Here is an 18,853-nt window from a genome sequence, read left to right on the forward strand (position 1 = left end):
AATGTTCTGGCGCTCAGGCGGCGGATTCAGATTTGTTTTCGTCAGGCTGTGCGGGCGTTTCAGCGGGCGCTGGTTCCGGGGCAACCTCAGGCGCTTCTTCCGGTGCGACTTCAGGCGCAGGCTGGGGTTCTATCTCCGGGTTGGCCTGCTCTGGCAGTTCCTCAGGTGTTGAGGGGGTGATTTCAGGGTCACCCTGACTCACATCACTGGATACCGGTGCCAGAGCTTCCTCGGGGATCTGGGGCTGCCCCTTAATGCTGAGTTCGCACAGTAGCAATTCAATGCGTAGGCTCACATTGCGAGTATTAGCCTCGAACATCTGGTTGATAGCGACGTCTTTATGCTCGCTGCGAAACAGTTTGTTCGGCTCGCGGCCATCGGTCCATTCGCCGCTTTTACTCAGGAACTGCTGGTGCTGATTGGTCAGCACGTACACATGACTCATTATGTTGGGCAACTTTGATGCTGTGACAGAAAGGCAGTTTAGCGACGGGGGCTTTATGGCTCAAGAACTCCGTTAGAGCGAAAGCGGTAAATGCCTGCTCTAACGGGTTAAGTGAGGAAATCTGTGATCTTTACAGGGTTTCCAGGGGATAGTTGTCCGGGTAGGGCAGGCGCGCACAGCCACTGTCTACGGCGGCTCGAGCTACAGCCGAAGCCACCTCAGGCAGTAAACGCGGGTCGGTTGGCTTGGGCAGGATATAGTTGGGTCCGAAGCTGAGTTCGATACCGCCATAACCTTCGCGCACTGAATCCGGCACCGGCAGGTGGGCAATTTTGCGGATCGCCTCGATCGCTGCCAGTTTCATCTCTTCATTAATGCGCGCAGCGCGAACATCCAGGGCACCCCGGAAAATAAACGGGAAGCAGAGGACGTTATTAACCTGGTTCGGGTAGTCGGAGCGGCCTGTGGCCATAATCAGGTCGTCGCGCACACTGTGAGCCAACTCGGGTTTAATCTCCGGGTTGGGGTTGGAGCAGGCGAAGACCACCGGTTTTGGTGCCATGCGCTGTAGCTGCTCGGCGGAGAGCAGGTCCGGACCGGACACACCGAGGAATACATCCGCACCGGCGATGGCGTCGTCGAGGGTGCGCATATCGGTATCCCGCGCCCACTCTCCTTTGTAGGCGTTGATATCCGTGCGACCCGAGTGGATAACCCCACGGCTGTCGAGCATGGTGATCTGCTCTTTGCGCGCTCCGGCGGCCAGCAGTAGTTTGCAGCAGGCGGTCGCGGCGGCACCTGCGCCCAGGCAGACCATATGCACTTCACTGATTTTCTTACCCTGAATCTCCAGGGCATTGAGCATACCGGCAACGGTCACAATGGCAGTACCGTGCTGATCGTCGTGAAAAACCGGTACCGGGCAGCGCTCGATCAGGGTCTCTTCAATATGGAAGCACTCGGGCGCCTTAATATCTTCGAGGTTGATGCCACCGAAGGTGTTGGCGATCGAGGCCACGGTCTGAATAAATTGTTCCGGGCTGCTGGCATCAACTTCGATATCTACTGAGTTGATATCGGCAAAGCGTTTAAACAGCAGAGACTTGCCTTCCATCACGGGTTTTGAGGCCAGCGGGCCCAGATTGCCGAGACCGAGAATGGCACTGCCATTGGAAATGACTGCTACCAGATTACCTTTGCCGGTGTATCGATAAGCTGCTTCTGGGTCCTTGGCGATTTCTCGCACCGGTTCGGCAACGCCGGGACTGTAAGCCAGGGACAGGTCTTCCTGGGTTTCGGCAGGGGTTGTCAGTTCTACTGAAAGTTTGCCGGGACTGGGGAGCGCGTGGTAATCGAGCGCTGCCTGGCGCAATGAATCCGTCATTTGGGGGCTTTTCTCTCGAATACTGTGGGCAACACTTAAGTGTTATCCCGGTTACTGCGGGGGCCAGAGAATAACCGAGGGAAGCTTGGCGCTACAAGCGTGAAAATCTGCAATATGTGGTACGGGCTTCTATTTTTATCGTGCCTATCGACGATTTTCGGGATAAATAGCCGCAATATTTTGATTTATAAGGATAAAATGGTCGCCAATAGCGGTAAGGTTAAGCGATTCAAGTCGATTTTGATTTTGTACACAGACGCTTACGGCTGCTGGATATGATGGGGAATGAGTAGATACAAAAAAGGCACCATCGCAGAGCGAGGTGCCTTTTTGGAATGGACCCTGCCGCAAGCGGCGGGTCCATTCGAGCGAAGAGCCCGGATTATTTGCCGATACGGCTGCCGAAACGCTTCTTGAAACGGTCAACACGACCACCAGTGGTAGCCTGCTTCTGCTTGCCAGTGTAGAAAGGGTGACACTGGGAGCAAACGTCGATTTGCAGGTCTTTGCCCAGAGTGGAGCGGGTTTTTACAACATTGCCGCAGGAACAGGTAGCGGAGATGTCGGTGTAGTTAGGATGGATATCTGCTTTCATGATTGCCTCTTTTCGAAACCGCCACTCGATCTTTTGCCGAGCACGGCATCGTCATTGGTGCAGGAACCAGTATGGTTCCAGGCTGTTTAAAAAGTCGGCGCATACTATCAGATTAATGTCGCGGTTCAAGCACAATTGGGTGGCGAAATAACTGAGGATGGCCACTTGTTAGCATTGCACAACAGCTTTGATAACAATTGACCTCACTAATTCCTCAGTGACGCCTAAGTCGCCAATTCGGTCATAACAACCATTATCCCCGACGAAGCCCTGCAACTTGCCACATCTGCTATTACACTAGCGCCTTTTGTTTGAGTGAGTGGGGGCCAGGTGCAGGAGTCAGTCCAACAAAGAGTCATTTTAAGGCTGGCAGTGCCCGTGCCCCTGAGGCGCTTGTTTGACTATTTGCCGCCAGAGGGACTGTCGCCGGAGTCACTGCGGCCCGGCCAGCGCCTCTGGGTGCCCTTTGCCGGGCGTAAGTTAGTGGCAGTACTATTGGATATAGTGCAGGAGTCGCCGCACAGCAGTTTGAAGCTAGCGCTGGAACTGGTGGATTCGGAGGTCCTGTTTGGTGATGGCAGCCGCAAGCTGCTGTCCTGGATTGCCGACTATTACCAGGCGCCCCTCGGCGAGGTCTACGCCGCTGCCCTGCCCGTGGCGCTGCGCAAAGGTAAGCCGTCTGATCATTGGGCGGAGCAGTGGCTTCAGCTCACGACAGAGGGAAAGGGCTTACCGGAAACTGCACTGGCGCGCGCGCCCAAGCAGCAGGCTCTGTTCCAGTTGCTGTTGAGTGATGGCAAGCAGAGCCGAACCCACCTTAAGGCCCTCGGCCACAATACCCCCGTGATTCGTGCCCTGCAGGATCGCGGCCTGGTGGAGTGGATTCTAGGCCCTACCGTACCTGCGCCATTGCCCGCTGCAGAGAGCACAGCGGCCCCGGAGCTGAACAGCGAACAGCAACAGGTGCTCGACAGTATCGATTGCAGCAGCTTTTCTGCCTCACTACTGGAGGGCACCACCGGCAGTGGCAAGACCGAAGTTTATCTGCGCCTGATGCAGCGGGTTCTGGATGGCGGCCGCCAGGCATTGTTATTGGTGCCGGAGATTGGACTTACGCCGCAAACGCTGAGGCGTATTGCCGCACGATTTCCCAAGCACAGTATTGCAGCGCTGCACTCTGGCTTGGCCGACGGCGAGCGCGCTCAATCCTGGTTGGCGGCAGCGGGTGGGCAGGCAGATATTGTGATCGGCACCCGTTCAGCCATTATGACCCCCCTGCCCAGGCTCGGCGTTGTGATTGTCGATGAAGAACACGATGCTTCTTTTAAACAGCAGGACGGTGTGCGCTATTCGGCCCGGGACTTGGCCGTGGTTTTGGGGCGCAATAATAATGTGCCGGTGGTTTTGGGTTCGGCCACGCCCTCTCTGGAAACCTTGCACAACGCTCTGAATGGGCGCTATCAACACCTGCGTATGCGCTATCGCGCCGGTGATGCCAAGCCGCCGCAAATTCACGTAGTACCGACACTGCGGGAGCCTTTGGAAGAGGGATTTTCTCCCCAGGTGCTGCGCCATATCGGCGATACCCTAGCGCGAGGTGAGCAGGCCCTGGTGTTTATCAACCGGCGCGGCTTTGCTCCCGCGCTGACTTGTGATGATTGCGGCTGGCTGGCGGACTGCCCGCACTGCTCGAGCAAGCTGACTATGCACCGGCGGCAACGCCAGTTGCGCTGCCACCACTGCGATTACCGCCGCCCGCTGGTTGATAGCTGTCCACAATGTCACAGCCGTTCGATCTCGGCCCTGGGTGCCGGCACGGAGCGCAGCGAGGAACTGTTGGCCCGTCGCTTTGCCGACTACCCGGTGATACGTGTGGACCGGGATACCACGGCGAGCAAACAGGCGCTGGATAAATTGTTAGCACCGGCGCGAGAGGGGGAGCCCTGCCTGTTGCTGGGAACCCAGATGCTGGCCAAGGGGCACCATTTGCCCAAGGTCACTTTGGTAGTGATCCAGGATGCCGATGGCGGCCTGTTCAGCGCAGATTTCCGCGCGCCAGAGCGTACCGGCCAGTTATTGGAACAGGTGGCGGGTCGTGCGGGGCGCGGCAGTCTCAGTGGGCGGGTATTGGTTCAGAGCCGCTTCCCCGAGCACCCGCTTTTACAATTGCTGCTGGAAAAAGGCTATGGCGCTTTTGCGCGCCAGTTGCTGAGGGATCGCACGGTTGCACAGTTGCCTCCCGCGAGTGCTATGGCACTGGTGAGAGCGGAGTGTGAAGAGCCTGGTTGGGCTGAAGAGTTTCTACAAAATGCGCGACTCTTTATGCAGTCCCTGGCACCCCCATCGCCGCAGATCCAATATCTGGGGCCGGTGCCGGCACTACTGGAACGCAAATCCGGGCGCTTCCGATTTTATATTCAGGTCACTGCACAAAACCGAGCCCACTTACAGCCGCTGCTGGCGCGAGTGTGTGCTTGGGCGGAGGGCAATAAAAATCGCCGCCTGCGCTGGGCTGTGGATATGGATGCGCAGGAATTATCGTGAATATGCGCTGGGTTACGCGCCTGGCACTAAATTGGCGGTACAATTCACAAACCGCTAAAACCTTGCAGGGAAGAAATTTTCGATGAGCCGTCGCACCAGTAATCGCCGCAGTAAAAAAGCCGCAGGCAAACCCGCATGGGTTTGGTTTGTCCTGGGGAATTTTGTCGGTGGCTTTGCGGTGGCCGTACTGTTTCTTCAGGGCATGGACAAGGACAGCCGGGGAATAAGCAGCATTAAGCCAAAGGCGGTACAGCAGCGAGAGGAAACATCGCCTCAACCGCGTTTTGATTTTTATACAAAATTAAAAGAAAACGAAGTCACGGTACCCCCGCCCAAAGTGGCACAACCGGCGCGCCGCAGTGACTCCACCAACAATTCCCAGAGTAGTAGCTCGTCGGAACCCGATCGCAGCACCCCGGCACAGGTATATATCCTGCAGGCGGCATCGTTTCGCGATGCCTCTGAAGCGGAGCGCCTGCGCGTTGAGCTGACCCTGGCCAACCTGGATGTCAAAGTGGAATCGGCCACCGATAACCGGGGAACCTGGCATCGGGTACTGGTGGGCCCTTATAGCAACCGCTCCCGGATGGCCAAAGCGCGCCAGACACTGGCTGAGCATCGCCTGATGCCGCTGGTGCTAAAACGCCCGGCGACCCAGTGACCATCAATTCCGTTTATTAAGGTGTGTTGCCCCACTCAGTAATTGTGACCTCTCTTATTGAAATCGGCGCGAACCGTCCTCACTTACCTAGTCTGAAGATAATTCCCCGGCGCGGGCACTTCGATGCCCGCTGCCAGAGTACACGCGCAATCCGAGAGGTCTCCATTGGAACAGTATCGCGGAACTACTATTTTATCCTGTCGCCGCAACGGCAAAGTTGTGATTGGCGGCGACGGCCAGGTGTCCATGGGCAACACCGTTATGAAAGGCAATGCACGCAAGGTGCGTCGCCTGTACAAAGATAAGGTTATTGCCGGTTTTGCCGGTGGTACTGCAGACGCTTTCACCCTGTTCGAACGTTTTGAAGCCAAGCTTGAGGCCCACGGTGGCCAGCTGACCCGCGCCGCTGTGGAGTTGGCCAAAGATTGGCGTACCGACCGCGCCCTGCGCCGCTTGGAGGCCCTGCTGGCGGTTGCTGATTCCACTGCCAGTTTGATTGTGACCGGTAATGGCGACGTGATTCAGCCGGAAGACGACCTGATTGCTATCGGTTCCGGTGGCCCCTTCGCCCAGTCGGCAGCCCGTGCGCTGCTGGACAATACCGATATGGATGCTCGCTCTATTGTGGAGCAGGGACTGAAGATCGCCGGTGATATCTGTGTTTACACCAACCAGAACCACACCATCGAAGAACTGGCTTATTGATTACCGGGTACACCTTAGAGTGACCGGCTGGCGGGCTGTTTAAGCCCCCGCAAGAATTTTTGCAGGAATTTGTATGTCCCAGATGACACCCAGAGAAATTGTCCACGAACTCGACCGCCATATTGTTGGCCAGCAGGAGGCCAAGCGTGCGGTAGCCATTGCGCTGCGAAACCGCTGGCGCCGTATGCAGGTTAGTGAAGACCTGCGCGCCGAGATCACGCCGAAAAATATTTTGATGATCGGCCCTACCGGCGTGGGCAAGACGGAAATTGCCCGCCGCCTGGCCAAACTGGCGAACGCGCCCTTTATCAAGGTAGAGGCGACTAAATTTACCGAAGTGGGCTATGTCGGTCGGGATGTAGAGTCGATTGTCCGCGATCTTGTTGAGATGGCAGTGAAGCAGGAACGCGAGCAGGCCATGGCTGGTGTTGAGCAGCGCGCTATGGATGCCGCAGAAGAGCGCATCCTCGATGCCCTGTTGCCTCCGGCGCGCTCCACCGAGCCCACCGATAAGGATTCCAGCACTCGCCAGCTGTTCCGCAAGAAGTTGCGCGAAGGTGATCTCGATGACAAAGAGGTTGAGGTGGATCTGGCCGCTGCGCCCATGGGCGTAGAAATTATGGCCCCTCCCGGTATGGAGGAGATGACCAACCAGCTCCAGGGCATGTTCTCCAATATGTCCCAGGGCAAGACTCGCAAGAGCAAGCTGCCGGTCAAGCAGGCCCTCAAGCAGCTCACCGACGAGGAAGCGGCCAAGCTGGTCAACGACGAAGATGTTAAGACCCGTGCGATCCGCGCTGCCGAACAGAATGGCATCGTATTTATCGATGAAATCGATAAAGTCGCCAAGCGCCAGGAGAGCGGCGGTGCCGATGTTTCCCGCGAAGGAGTACAGCGCGACCTGCTGCCACTGATTGAAGGCAGCACGGTTAACACCAAGTACGGCATGATCAAAACCGACCACATCCTGTTTATTGCCTCTGGCGCCTTCCACCTGTCCAAGCCCTCGGACCTGATTCCCGAGTTGCAGGGTCGTCTGCCCATTCGCGTGGAATTGAATTCGCTGAGCTCCGCAGATTTCGAGCGCATCCTCACCGAGCCGTCCGCTTCCCTTACCGAGCAGCAAAAAGCATTGCTGGCCACTGAGGGGCTGGAACTGCAATTTAGTGAAGACGGTATTCGCCGCATCGCGGAAGTGGCCTTCGAGGTGAATGAGCGTACCGAGAATATCGGTGCACGCCGACTGCACACGGTATTGGAGCGCTTGCTGGAGGAAATTTCCTTTGATGCGGGCGATGGCAATACTTCTCTGAATATTGATGCCGCCTATGTGGACAGCCATCTGGGCGAGTTAAGCCAGAACGAAGACCTGTCGCGTTTTATTTTGTAAATCAATGAAACCGCAAAAAATCCGATTAAATCGCGCAGAGAAAAGCCTGCACCTGGTATTTGGCGATGCTGAATTTACCTTGCCGGCAGAGTACCTACGCGTCTACTCCCCCAGCGCCGAAGTGCGTGGCCACGGTGCCAGCGAACCGGTGCTGGTCAGTGGCAAAATACATGTGGGTATCGATACGGTGGAGGCGGCTGGCCGCTATGCGCTAAAAATCGATTTCGACGATGGCCATGACACCGGTATTTTTACCTGGGAGTATTTGCACGAACTAGCTGAAAACTATTCGTCCAACTGGGAGGCTTACCTTCAGCGCCTGCGCGATGCCGGCCAGGGCCGCGACCCGGATGAGAGTGTGGTGAAATTTATCGGCTAGTGGCAAATTAATCGGTAATGACAACCGCTCCCCAGGGGGCGGTTCCACCCTTCTCTCTCTCAATATCTCCCCACTCTTCTCAATAATTTATTACCGAAATAATTAATTTTTGGTACGACTGCACCAAATATTGTCGCTTCTAGGTAGTTCTTTGATATTCATTGATTTTCAGAGCAAAGATATTAACAACGTAACCGGCGCGTAATTCTTTTGTCACATTTTGGAACTCTAATGCTCGCCAAATTAACGAGTTTCGGAGGCCCCCATGGCAAAAACAATTGTCCGCGCACTGAGCGCCTTTTGTCTGATTCCTCTCGCTTCCGCTGTTTCAGCGGCAACCCTGCCCGACTACCAAACCAATAGTGCCTGGTACACGGAAAGTGCTGACCGATTGGAAGAGCGCGCTTCGCTTTCCCGAGAGGCAAAAACTGCGAAGAATGTAATTCTGTTCGTCGGCGATGGAATGGGCATTTCCACACTAACCGCCGCCCGTATCCTTGAAGGCCAGCTTGTCGGTGAGAGCGGCGAAGAAAATGCGCTCTCCTTCGAAGAGTTTCCGCATACCGCACTGATCAAAACCTACAACACCAATCAGCAGACCCCGGATTCTGCCGGTACCATGACCGCTATGATGACCGGTGTAAAAACCCGCGCCGGTGTAATTAATATCGACGGCGATGCACTGCGAGCTGATTGCGCCAGCACTGAGGGTAAGGAATTAAACACCTTCCTGGAAATGGTGGAGAGCCGTGGCAAGGCCACCGGCATTGTTTCCACTGCGCGCCTGACCCACGCCACGCCCGCAGCCACTTACTCGCGCAGCCCGGAGCGCAACTGGGAGTATTCCGCCGAGGGTGATTGTTCCGATATCGCCTCGCAGATGGTTGAGGTGTCTGCCGGCGACGGTATCGATGTCATGCTCGGCGGTGGCCGCCGCAACTTTGTTACCACCGACAACGACGGTAGGCGTGAAGACGGCCGCGACCTGACCAGTGAATGGCTGGAGCGCTATGACGGCGAGCAGACTGCTGTGTACGTGGAGAGTGGCTCCGAGCTGGAAGGCGTCGATATTGCCTCCACCGATAAGTTATTGGGGCTCTTCACCAGCAGCCACATGAGTTACGATGCGGACCGCATCGCCAAGGACAGCGATGAGCCGAGCATTGCCGAGATGACCGATACCGCCATCGAGCTGTTGGAAAAAGACAGCGATGGCTACTTCCTGATGGTAGAGTCCGGGCGTATCGACCACGGCCACCACGCCGGCAATGCCTACAACGCCTTGCACGATGCCATCGCCTTTGCGGATGCGGTACAGGTTGCTTTGGATAAAGTGGATCTTGAAGATACCTTGATCCTGGTGACCGCCGACCACAGCCATGTGATGACTATCGCCGGCTATCCGACTCGCGGTAACCCGATACTCGGCAAAGTGATTGAGAATGACAGCAGCGGTGCCGCAGAAGCGGAAGAAGGTCTTGCTGCGGACGGTAAACCTTACACCACCCTGAGCTATGCCAATGGCCTGGGTTATGCCGATTTAGGTGAAAATACCGACGCGGATGAGCGCTACGATATCGCCGCCGATACCGGACGCAAAGATCTCTCCGGCGTGGATACCGAAGCGCCGGGCTTCCACCAGGAAGCAATGGTGCACCTGGAGTCTGAGAGCCATGCGGGCGAGGATATCAGCTTGCACGCTATCGGCGCCGGCGCCGAGCGGGTACAAGGTAGCCTGGAGCAGAGTGCAGTCTTCCACGTGATGACTGCTGCGACCGACCTGTCGCTGACAGAAGAATAACTGGGGGTAATTCACCATGAGATATTTTAAGAAAACGGTACTGGCTTTCTCTGTCGCCCTACTGGCCACCGCCTGTAGCGACGACAACTCAAACTCTGACGACGTAGTGGAATTACCCGAAGAGGAGCATGTCGGTGTTTCCTCTGCGCAGAGCAACAGCAGCTGGTTCCAGGAAGCCCAGCAGGCGATCGAAGAAGCGAGCGCTGTAGAAATCAACAACACCCCTGGTGCCGCCAAGAACATTATCCTGTTCGTTGGCGATGGTATGGGTATCTCCACAGTGACCGCCGCCCGTATCCTGGCGGGTCAGCAGCAGGGCCTCGATGGTGAGGAACACCAGCTGAGCTTTGAGCAAATGCCGTTTGCTGGCCTGGTCAAAACCTACAACACCAACCAGCAGACCCCGGATTCTGCCGGCACTATGACCGCACTGGTAACCGGTGTTAAAACCAAGGCCGGTGTATTGAGTGTTGCTGAAAATGTTGCGCGCGGCGATTGTGCCGCCAGCCTCGAGTACCCGCTGACGACGGCTATTGAACTGGCCGAAGACCTGGGCAAGAGCACCGGTATTATCAGCACCGCGCGTATCACCCACGCCACTCCGGCGGCTACTTATGCCAAGGTACCTGAGCGCGGCTGGGAAGAAGCAGCCCCGGATGGCTGCACCGATATCGCCGCTCAACTGATTGAGTTTGAGGCCGGTGATGGTATCGATGTGGTAATGGGCGGAGGTCGTCGCAACTTCCTGCCCAGCGATATTACCGATATCGAAGGTGAAGCGGGGCGCCGTGAAGATGGGCGCAACCTGGTGGATGAGTGGAAGGCCCGTTACGACGACGGTGTAAACAATATTGCCTACGTTGAAGACACCACTGCTTTTGAAGCCGTAGATGCCTCCGCAACCGACAAGCTGTTCGGTCTGTTTAATTCCTCACACATGGAATATGAAGCCGTTCGCGAGGACGATAAAGCCGGTGAGCCCTCCCTGTCAGAGATGACCGCCAAAGGTCTCGAGATGCTGCAGAAAAATGAGGACGGCTACTTCCTGATGGTGGAATCCGGTCGTATCGACCACGGTCACCACGCCGGCAACGCCTATCGCGCGCTGACCGATGCGGTGGAATTTGCCGAAGCGATTCAGTACGCCATGGATAATACCAGTGCAGAAGATACCCTGATTGTTGTTACTGCGGACCACAGCCACGTGATGACTATCGCCGGCTACCCCACTCGCGGTAACCCGATTCTCGGTAAAGTGATTGGCAATGACGGCCATGGCGAAGCGGAAACCTCTCATGCCCTGGCGGAAGATGGCCTGCCCTACACGACTCTGAGCTATGCCAATGGCCCGGGCTACAGTGCCGGTGATAGCGGAGCGCGTCCGAGCCTGGTGAGCACAGATACTGCTGCCCTGGATTACCAGCAGGATGCCCTGGTTCCCATGAGCAGTGAATCCCACGCGGGTGAGGATGTGGGTGTTTGGGCGCGCGGACCGGGTGCGCACCTGGTGAGCGGCACCAACGAACAAAACTTCCTGTTTCACGTAATGGCGCGCGCTGGCGGATTATTGGAACAGTAATCCCATCAGCTGTCGGTGTGGAAGACATGTTCATCCACACCGAAACTTTCCCCGGTCAGATCTTGAATTGAGGCTTGGAGAAAAGCGCCCCACAGAGTGCTTCGGTCTTTTTCATGAGTAGGCTTTGTCGGTGCCGGATAATTTTTAGCACCGTGCCAAACTCACTTTGCAGCTTGTCTCCCTGAGTGATTACCAGCCGTGCCAGCAAATGGAGATCACGCCAGTCACCCAGAACTTCTCCCAACTCCTTTAGTGACTTGCAGCGCTCGCCCACAGTGAGCGGATAACGCTTCCTCAATAAGCGGCTCTGGTACCAGTGATCCTTGGCTCTTTTACGCAATAGATGCAGGCGGTTTGCATTTTTGTGCCTGCGTACTTTACGCCATGCGCTTGCGGCTTTTCGGTAGCCGCGCAGGTAACCGGCTTCCGCATCATGCCAGCCGAGCTGTTCAAGCGGCCACGATGGAATTCTTATTTGACCTTTATCGAGGAGTTTCAATGCCGCTTGAACCGCTGAGTGGTTTTGCTCTGCCTGGATCAGTTCGTCGAGGAGATGGTGTAACCGGTGAAAGTGATGTAGCGGTGCCAATCCCAGTAAAGCGATGCGCAGTGCTGTGAGGTCGCGGGTGTGGGCGAGAGTGTTTGCCAATTTTCTGTAGTGGGTATTTTCACGCTGAAAAGTGCTAATGATTTGTGGGCGGACCAGGCGCAGTAGCGCGCGAATTTTCTTGCAGCGTTTGCGCAGTTCGTGGACAGCAGTTTCCCCTCCGTTGCGGAGCAAGTATCCGTTTGCCGCCGTTACTTCTGCCTGGGCGATAGATTTGATTTGCTCGGGAAAAGGAGAGTCACATTGGAATTGATAGCTCATAGAACAGTCCCGGGTGATCTCACTAAATTTTAGTGGTTACCGCTCTGCTTGATTTCAAGCGGTGCCCCACTGGCTCCGGCAATGTACAATGGCCTTTTAAAGTTTTCGCTCAGCAGGCATAGCATGAAGGATCGCAAGACCACCCACTTCGGCTACCAGGAAGTGCCGGTGGAAGAAAAGGCCGGTCGTGTGGCAGAAGTGTTCCACTCTGTAGCAGCCCGTTACGATGTAATGAACGACTTGATGTCTGGAGGTGTTCACCGCCTCTGGAAGCGCTTCACCATCGAATTGTCCGGGGCCCGACGGGGCCAAAGTATTCTCGACATCGCCGGGGGTACCGGTGACCTCACCGCGCGCTTCTCCCGTATTGTGGGTGCCAGCGGCCAGGTAGTATTGGCGGACATCAATGAATCGATGTTGCGAGTGGGTCGCGATCGCCTGCTCGACCGGGGAATCGCCGGCAACGTGGTGCCGGTGCAGGCGGATGCCCAGTACTTGCCCTTCCCGGACAATACCTTTGATTGCATCACGATCGCTTTCGGCCTGCGCAATGTCACCGATAAGGACCTGGCGCTGCGCTCCATGTTGCGCGTGTTGAAACCCGGTGGCCGATTGTTAGTGCTGGAGTTTTCCAAGCCCCAGTCGAAGCTGTTGGAGAAAGTCTACGATCAGTACTCTTTCCGTCTGTTGCCATTTATGGGCAAGCTGGTTGCCAATGATGCGGACAGCTATCGCTACCTGGCGGAGAGTATCCGCATGCATCCAGATCAGGAAACCCTCAAGGGGATGATGGCGGATGCCGGTTTTGTCGATTGTGAATTCCACAATATGACCGGCGGAATTGTCGCTTTGCACCGGGGCATCAAGCCCTGAAAAACTGCATAAGCCTATTTTTTCTCTGAGCGCAGGCACGAGGCCGTAAACCGCCATGAGCGACCCCACTTTTCGCGCGGGCTTTGATGCCGCGCTGGAAACCACAATTAATACTGCCCTCCAGTATGACCCGGCGACACGCGAGCGCCTTTCCGCTCTGGATGGAAAGACCATGGCGCTGGATTTAACCGCCCCGCAACTACAGTTTTGCCTGTGTATCGAGGGTGACCAGGTGCGGGTGCGCCAGCATTGGGAGGGGGAAGTTACCACCCAATTGAGCGGCTCAGCGCTGTCTTTTGTACGCCTGATCAAAGACCCGGATGCAACTCCTGCCGGACTGGGGGTGTCAGTGAGCGGCTCAAGTGCCCTGCTGGCAGAACTGCAATGGATCTTGAGTGACCTGGATATCGATTGGGAAGCGCCGTTGGCGCAAGTGGTTGGCGATATTCCCGCCCACTCAATTGGCAATGTCCTGCGCGATGCTGCCCGCTGGTTGGGAGGCAACCTGAATCGAGCGCCTGAAGTGGCGGCAGAGGCTATCAGTGAGGAGTGGCAGCTGACTCCACCCCAGGCCCAGTTCGAAGCATTTGTCGAAGACCTGGCCGAGGCCTCTCTAGCTGCTGAACGGCTCGAGGCGCGCGTACGCTTGCTGGAAGAACAATTTTCCCGCAGGGAGGCCGAGTAGTTTTGCCAGTTCGTCGAAGTCTCACAATTGCGCGGGTTTTTCTGCGCTATCGTCTCGATCAATTATTGCCAGCCGAGGAGCGCCCACTGTGGTTGCGGGGGTTGCTACTTCCGGTGAAGTTGCTGCCGCAGTCCAAGATGCCACGGGGCGAAAGGCTGCGCCGAGCCTTGGAAGAGCTGGGGCCCATTTTCGTTAAATTCGGCCAACTTCTCTCCACTCGTCCCGACCTGCTACCACCAGATATTGTCGAGCAATTAGATTATTTACAGGACAAGGTGCCGCCCTTCCCCAGTGACCAGTGCACGGCTCTGATCGAAGAAGCCCTTGGTGCCAAGGTGGATGAGGTCTTCGCCAAATTTGATCAGCAGCCACTGGCAGCGGCTTCAGTTGCACAGGTGCATGCGGCTGAATTAAAGAGCGGCGAATCAGTGGTCGTCAAAGTACTGCGCCCGGGCATTGATGAGGTAATCCAGGAAGATTTGAAACTCCTGGGGGTGATCGCCCGTGTAATTGAACGCTTTGTGCCCGAAGGGCGCCGCATGCGCCCGGTGGAGGTGGTTGAGGACTATCGGCACACGATTGAAGGTGAATTGGACCTAACTCGTGAAGCGGCCAACGGCACCCAGCTCCGCCGCAACTTTACCAACTCCCCGCTGTTGTATATCCCCGAAGTGCACTGGGATTACACCCGCGAAAATGTCCTGGTGTTGGAGCGTATCGACGGTATCCCGGTCACCGACCTGGCCCAGCTTCGCGCCCAGGACACCAATATGCAGCTGCTGGCTGAGCGCGGTGTTGAGATCTTCTTTAAGCAGGTATTCGAGTACAACTTTTTCCATGCGGATATGCACCCGGGCAACATTTTCGTTTCCAGGGAGCACCCGCAACGCCCGCAATATATTGCGATTGATACCGCAATCGTCGGTAGCCTGACACGGGAAGACCAGTACTATTTGGCGCGCAATCTCCTGGCGATGTTCCGCCGCGATTACCGTATGGTGGCGGAGCTGCACGTGCAAAGTGGTTGGGTTCGCTCCGACACGCCGATCAATGCCTTTGAGTCCGCTATTCGCTCGGTCTGTGAGCCCATTTTTGAAAAACCCCTGGGAGAGATTTCCTTCGCTCGGGTGTTGATCAGTCTGTTCCAGACTGCACGCCGATTCGATATGGCGGTACAGCCGCAGCTGGTACTGTTACAAAAGACCCTGTTGAATATCGAAGGTTTGGGTCGACAGCTTTATCCGCAGCTGGATCTGTGGAAGACTGCTCATCCATTTTTAGAGCGCTGGATGCGCGATCGAATCCACCCCAAAACAATTGTGGGTGAGATAAAGCGCTACGGTCCGGAGTGGCTTGAGAAATTCCCGCAGATGCCACAGCTGGTGTACTCAGCTCTGGAGCAGTCGCGGGAACTGGCGCCCCAGTTAGAGGTAATTGGCGAGCAGTTGGCGGGCTCGCAACGCCGAGGCTTGCGCCAATATATTCGGCGGGTCGCCGGAGTTGTGTTGGGCGTTGGCGCCATCGCCGTCAGTAAACCGGAATGGCTGGCTCAGTTGCCGCCGACTGGTTGGGTACTGGGCGTTGCTGCACTAGTGCTACTGCTGTGGCCCTAGGGCGCTTCGGCCTACACTGGAACTTCTAAGGATTGTTAGACATTGACTCAAATTCAAGCAAAGGCCGGTTTTCTCGATAAAGTCAGCTGGAACAGTGATGGCCTGGTTCCTGCGATTGCGCAGGATTTCAAAACCGGGCGGGTGTTGATGATGGCCTGGATGAACCGGGAATCGCTGGCGCTCACTGCCAGTGAGGGTTACGCCGTCTACTGGTCCCGATCCCGCAAGGGCCTGTGGCGCAAAGGAGAAACCTCCGGCTTCCTGCAGAAGGTGCGTGAATTGCGCCTGGATTGTGACGGGGACACCGTATTAATGTTGGTCGAGCAGGAAGGTGGAATCGCCTGTCATACCGGACGCAGTAGTTGTTTCTATCACCTCCTTCAAGATGAAGAGTGGCAGGTGAATCAGCCGGTGATTCAGGACCCGAAGTCCATTTATAAGTGAAACAATTATGAAAGATGTGCTGCAACAGCTCGATGCGGTGTTGGAAAGCCGTAAAAATAGCAGTGATGCTTCTGAATCCTATGTGGCCAGTCTACATAGCAAAGGCCTGAACAAGATTTTGGAAAAAGTCGGTGAAGAAGCCACTGAAGCTATTCTTGCAGCAAAAGACGCACAGAGTAGTGGCGATAATCGAGACCTGGTTGCCGAGACAGCGGACCTATGGTTTCACTCGCTGGTCATGCTATCTCACTTGGGCGCTGATTCTCAGGACGTGGTTCGAGAGCTTGGGCGCCGATTTGGTCTTTCTGGCCTGGACGAGAAAGCTGCGCGAACTAAGTAAAATTTGAATCACTTGTGGCACCACCCCTGATGGCGGGAGTGCCCGGTAAGAAACTCAAGCCATCCTATTGAATGTAATGGAGACAATTATGGGATTCGGTGGAATTAGTATCTGGCAGTTGTTGATTGTCCTGGTCATAGTCTTACTACTGTTCGGAACCAAGCGTTTGAAAAACCTCGGAGGCGATCTGGGGGGCGCAATTAAGGGTTTCCGCAAAGCGGTTAAGGATGAAGACAAATCCAAGGATGCTGATGAAGACAAAGATGTCGAGCGTCTCAAGCACGATGAGGAAGAGAAGCCAGGCCAAGACAGTACTGTCAAAAATAAAGATAAACAGTCTCAGGACAAATAATCGGCAACGACTAAGGCGAGTGTCACTCTGTGTTTGATATCGGCTTTTTAGAACTATTGGTAGTTGCTGCCGTGGCCCTGTTGGTGGTTGGCCCTGAGCGACTGCCCGATGCGGTGCGTACCACTTCCCGCTGGTGGTCCGGTTTGAAGCGGACCTTACATAGTGCTCGCGAAGAATTGGAGCGAGAGGTTGGAGCCGATGATATACGGCGTGAACTTCACAATGAGCGCATTATGCGTGAGATTGAGGAGAGTCGTCGTGAGATGGAGCAAACCTTTAGCGAAGCCAATAAGGAAGTTCACGACGCGCTTAATCAGCCTGAAAAACCACAAGTTGCAGGGACACCAGTAGAAAAACAGGCAGCTGGAGTAAATCATCCTGAGGCACCAAAGCCTGAAAAGGCGATAGAAGAACCTGCTCATCCTCGTGCAGAGCAGGAGGATTATTTGCCAGAACAGGATGAAACTGCCGAGGAGTTACAGGATCCGGAATACCCGGAGCATTGGCATGATTTTGGGGACCCGGATTTAAACCCGGACCATCCTGAAAACATCGATGAAGATGAAGAAGAAAAACAAGGCGAGAAGAAAACATCGCAACAGGAAAAAGATAGCCAGTCATGAGCGATCAGTCCCAAGATAAACATCAGCCTTTTATCGACCACCTGATCGAACTGCGTGATCGCCTACTGCGAATCCTCTTAGTCGTATTGGTCTTATTTGTCTGCTTGATGCCGTTTGCGTCTGAAATTTATAATTTTATTGCCCACCCACTACAGGAGCGTTTGGCGGGTGATGTTGGAATGATCGCTACAGAGGTGACTTCCACGTTCCTTACCCCGTTCAAAACGACCTTTATAGTTTCTTTTTTTATTGCAATCCCTTTTGTGCTTTACCAAGTGTGGTCATTTATTGCCCCGGGACTGTATAAAAATGAAAAACGTATTGCTATTCCATTATTAATTAGTAGCGTCGCACTTTTTTATATCGGCATTGCATTTGCGTATTTTGTGGTCTTTCCCCTTCTTTTTGATTTCTTTGTTGGAACTGCTCCAGAAGATATTAAGGTAATGCCAGATATGCGCAGTTATCTGGATCTGGTGCTGAAGCTTTTCTTTGCTTTTGGTTTTGCTTTTGAAATCCCTATCGCGACAGTCCTACTGATCTGGAGTGGGGTCGTGGATGCCAAGACCCTGGCAAGTAAGCGCCCTTATGTGATTGTGGGATGCTTTTTAATTGGGATGCTACTGACACCGCCGGATATAATTTCCCAATCCTTATTGGCCTTCCCCATGTGGCTATTGTTTGAGATTGGCATTTTATTTGGGCGTTGGATGAAGTCTTCACCCAAAGACAAGCCTGCTACCTGAGATAAAAAGTCACCACTGGGCTTTCAGCGGTTAGCTTCACAGGTAGCGCTTGAGGTGTTGCAGTTGCGCTCTCGATAGGGTTACTCACCTGAGAGCGCTAGCTATACGGGCACAACGCCGCACTCTCTTCTCAGTAGAATCAACTCCACCTCTTCCATGACAAGAAGCTTGATTACACGGTTATTTCCCAGCTACAGGGAGGTTGACCACCCTACCGGCTGTAGAAAGCCCGCTATTAGATACCAGATCGAGAGATAAACGCTAAACTAGCTTGTGCTTGGTTGCTTACAGCAACGATGGAAGCCTAGCTATTTATTGGAACCGGTTGCTTGTGCTGCGATGCGTTCCTGCTCGGCAACAGCTTTTTCAACATTGTTGCGAACCAAGCGAACGAAAAACGCTGCCATCAGGAATATAAAGGCAATAACGGCCAAGCTGAGAAGGCCAGAAAAGCTGGTAAACAGGTCAATTAAAGCATCCATTTTTCTCTCCAAATAGGCTAATGCTTCACCTATGCAGTCTAGGGAGCTGTAATGGAAACCTCTTGACCTAAATCAAGCTGGATCGACTTATTGTAAGAACGACGGGTTGGTCAACGCAGGGTCAGGGCTGCTAGCAGGCAGAGTAAGGACGTGCCACATAAAGAATAAAGATCGCTATTTTCTCGCCTGTCAGGCAGAAGCAGCAAAAGCGCCAAAGGTGGCATAAATAGTGCTATCAGCCCCGACAAGGGGTCGCGACTAAAACCAATAAATAGCAGTCGCAACCAGGCAACAGCACCTAAAACCAGGGCAAATACTGTTAAGACGGCTGCCACTGGTGACAT

Annotated in this window: 21 protein-coding genes; 15 read left to right on the forward strand and 6 right to left on the reverse strand. The window is 54.8% G+C overall.

Translation table 11 applies throughout. The features are described from left to right. Nucleotides 1-13: 13 nt before the first annotated feature. The 3 genes from ACJJIS_RS22430 to rpmE form a co-directional block, all read right to left on the reverse strand. A complete protein-coding gene (locus tag ACJJIS_RS22430; RefSeq protein ID WP_445362825.1) occupies nucleotides 14-445 on the reverse strand; it encodes a hypothetical protein in 432 nt (143 codons plus the stop codon). A gap of 130 nt (nucleotides 446-575) precedes the next feature. After that, a complete protein-coding gene (locus tag ACJJIS_RS22435) occupies nucleotides 576-1,829 on the reverse strand; it encodes a malic enzyme-like NAD(P)-binding protein (RefSeq protein WP_108734997.1) in 1,254 nt (417 codons plus the stop codon). Nucleotides 1,830-2,211: 382 nt separating this feature from the next. Next, the gene (rpmE, locus tag ACJJIS_RS22440; RefSeq protein ID WP_108734996.1) at nucleotides 2,212-2,424 is read right to left on the reverse strand and encodes a 50S ribosomal protein L31; all 213 of its coding nucleotides are present in this window, start codon (nucleotides 2,422-2,424) and stop codon (nucleotides 2,212-2,214) included. A 330-nt stretch (nucleotides 2,425-2,754) separates the two neighbouring features. Here rpmE and ACJJIS_RS22445 point away from each other — a divergent pair, with 330 nt between their 5' ends. The 7 genes from ACJJIS_RS22445 to ACJJIS_RS22475 all read left to right on the forward strand — a co-directional run bounded on the left by ACJJIS_RS22445 (nucleotide 2,755) and on the right by ACJJIS_RS22475 (nucleotide 11,483). Next, complete coding sequence (locus tag ACJJIS_RS22445; protein WP_475709124.1) at nucleotides 2,755-4,968, forward strand: primosomal protein N'; 2,214 nt, start codon at nucleotides 2,755-2,757, stop codon at nucleotides 4,966-4,968. An 82-nt stretch (nucleotides 4,969-5,050) separates the two neighbouring features. Continuing rightward, nucleotides 5,051-5,629, forward strand: coding sequence for an SPOR domain-containing protein (locus ACJJIS_RS22450; RefSeq protein ID WP_445355394.1), 579 nt, complete (start codon nucleotides 5,051-5,053; stop codon nucleotides 5,627-5,629). Nucleotides 5,630-5,794: 165 nt separating this feature from the next. Continuing rightward, a complete protein-coding gene (hslV, locus tag ACJJIS_RS22455; RefSeq protein ID WP_108734993.1) occupies nucleotides 5,795-6,334 on the forward strand; it encodes an ATP-dependent protease subunit HslV in 540 nt (179 codons plus the stop codon). A gap of 73 nt (nucleotides 6,335-6,407) precedes the next feature. Continuing rightward, entirely contained in the window at nucleotides 6,408-7,724 is a 1,317-nt protein-coding gene (gene hslU / locus ACJJIS_RS22460; RefSeq protein ID WP_282930670.1) for an ATP-dependent protease ATPase subunit HslU, read from the forward strand. Between the two features lie 4 nt (nucleotides 7,725-7,728). Next, on the forward strand, nucleotides 7,729-8,103 hold the full coding sequence (locus ACJJIS_RS22465; RefSeq protein WP_444895682.1) for a gamma-butyrobetaine hydroxylase family protein: 375 nt from the start codon (nucleotides 7,729-7,731) through the stop codon (nucleotides 8,101-8,103). Between the two features lie 265 nt (nucleotides 8,104-8,368). Next, nucleotides 8,369-9,904, forward strand: coding sequence for an alkaline phosphatase (locus ACJJIS_RS22470; protein ID WP_444915178.1), 1,536 nt, complete (start codon nucleotides 8,369-8,371; stop codon nucleotides 9,902-9,904). 16 nt (nucleotides 9,905-9,920) lie between these two features. Next, the gene (locus ACJJIS_RS22475) at nucleotides 9,921-11,483 is read left to right on the forward strand and encodes an alkaline phosphatase (protein WP_475709125.1); all 1,563 of its coding nucleotides are present in this window, start codon (nucleotides 9,921-9,923) and stop codon (nucleotides 11,481-11,483) included. A 55-nt stretch (nucleotides 11,484-11,538) separates the two neighbouring features. Here ACJJIS_RS22475 and ACJJIS_RS22480 read toward each other — a convergent pair whose 3' ends face one another. Further along, nucleotides 11,539-12,351 carry a CHAD domain-containing protein gene (locus tag ACJJIS_RS22480; RefSeq protein ID WP_444915180.1) on the reverse strand — a complete coding sequence of 271 codons (813 nt, stop codon included), beginning with the start codon at nucleotides 12,349-12,351 and terminating at the stop codon, nucleotides 11,539-11,541. Between the two features lie 123 nt (nucleotides 12,352-12,474). Between ACJJIS_RS22480 and ubiE the strand changes: the two genes are divergently transcribed. The 8 genes from ubiE to tatC all read left to right on the forward strand — a co-directional run bounded on the left by ubiE (nucleotide 12,475) and on the right by tatC (nucleotide 18,027). Beyond that, a complete protein-coding gene (gene ubiE, locus ACJJIS_RS22485) occupies nucleotides 12,475-13,224 on the forward strand; it encodes a bifunctional demethylmenaquinone methyltransferase/2-methoxy-6-polyprenyl-1,4-benzoquinol methylase UbiE (protein WP_108734987.1) in 750 nt (249 codons plus the stop codon). Between the two features lie 55 nt (nucleotides 13,225-13,279). Continuing rightward, nucleotides 13,280-13,909: a ubiquinone biosynthesis accessory factor UbiJ gene (locus tag ACJJIS_RS22490; protein ID WP_475709126.1), complete on the forward strand. Its 630-nt coding sequence runs from the start codon at nucleotides 13,280-13,282 to the stop codon at nucleotides 13,907-13,909. A 2-nt stretch (nucleotides 13,910-13,911) separates the two neighbouring features. Then, nucleotides 13,912-15,522: a ubiquinone biosynthesis regulatory protein kinase UbiB gene (gene ubiB / locus ACJJIS_RS22495; RefSeq protein WP_475709127.1), complete on the forward strand. Its 1,611-nt coding sequence runs from the start codon at nucleotides 13,912-13,914 to the stop codon at nucleotides 15,520-15,522. 51 nt (nucleotides 15,523-15,573) lie between these two features. Next, nucleotides 15,574-15,966, forward strand: a complete 393-nt coding sequence (gene hisI, locus ACJJIS_RS22500) for a phosphoribosyl-AMP cyclohydrolase (RefSeq protein WP_282934621.1) — start codon at nucleotides 15,574-15,576, stop codon at nucleotides 15,964-15,966. A 7-nt stretch (nucleotides 15,967-15,973) separates the two neighbouring features. Further along, the gene (locus ACJJIS_RS22505; protein WP_475709128.1) at nucleotides 15,974-16,306 is read left to right on the forward strand and encodes a phosphoribosyl-ATP diphosphatase; all 333 of its coding nucleotides are present in this window, start codon (nucleotides 15,974-15,976) and stop codon (nucleotides 16,304-16,306) included. A gap of 88 nt (nucleotides 16,307-16,394) precedes the next feature. Next, nucleotides 16,395-16,658 carry a Sec-independent protein translocase subunit TatA gene (gene tatA, locus ACJJIS_RS22510; RefSeq protein ID WP_444892350.1) on the forward strand — a complete coding sequence of 88 codons (264 nt, stop codon included), beginning with the start codon at nucleotides 16,395-16,397 and terminating at the stop codon, nucleotides 16,656-16,658. A 29-nt stretch (nucleotides 16,659-16,687) separates the two neighbouring features. Then, entirely contained in the window at nucleotides 16,688-17,281 is a 594-nt protein-coding gene (gene tatB / locus ACJJIS_RS22515) for a Sec-independent protein translocase protein TatB (RefSeq protein WP_282930679.1), read from the forward strand. Further along, nucleotides 17,278-18,027, forward strand: a complete 750-nt coding sequence (tatC, locus tag ACJJIS_RS22520) for a twin-arginine translocase subunit TatC (RefSeq protein WP_413663789.1) — start codon at nucleotides 17,278-17,280, stop codon at nucleotides 18,025-18,027. The genes tatB and tatC overlap by 4 nt, the downstream gene beginning before the upstream one ends. 308 nt (nucleotides 18,028-18,335) lie before the next feature. Here the strand turns inward: tatC and ACJJIS_RS22525 are convergent, their stop codons facing one another. Both ACJJIS_RS22525 and ACJJIS_RS22530 read right to left on the reverse strand, forming a co-directional pair. Then, nucleotides 18,336-18,509 carry a DUF3149 domain-containing protein gene (locus ACJJIS_RS22525; protein WP_282930681.1) on the reverse strand — a complete coding sequence of 58 codons (174 nt, stop codon included), beginning with the start codon at nucleotides 18,507-18,509 and terminating at the stop codon, nucleotides 18,336-18,338. 110 nt (nucleotides 18,510-18,619) lie between these two features. Next, entirely contained in the window at nucleotides 18,620-18,853 is a 234-nt protein-coding gene (locus ACJJIS_RS22530) for a hypothetical protein (RefSeq protein ID WP_444918578.1), read from the reverse strand.

Source organism: Microbulbifer maximicatervae (SeqCode), from assembly GCF_056231245.1.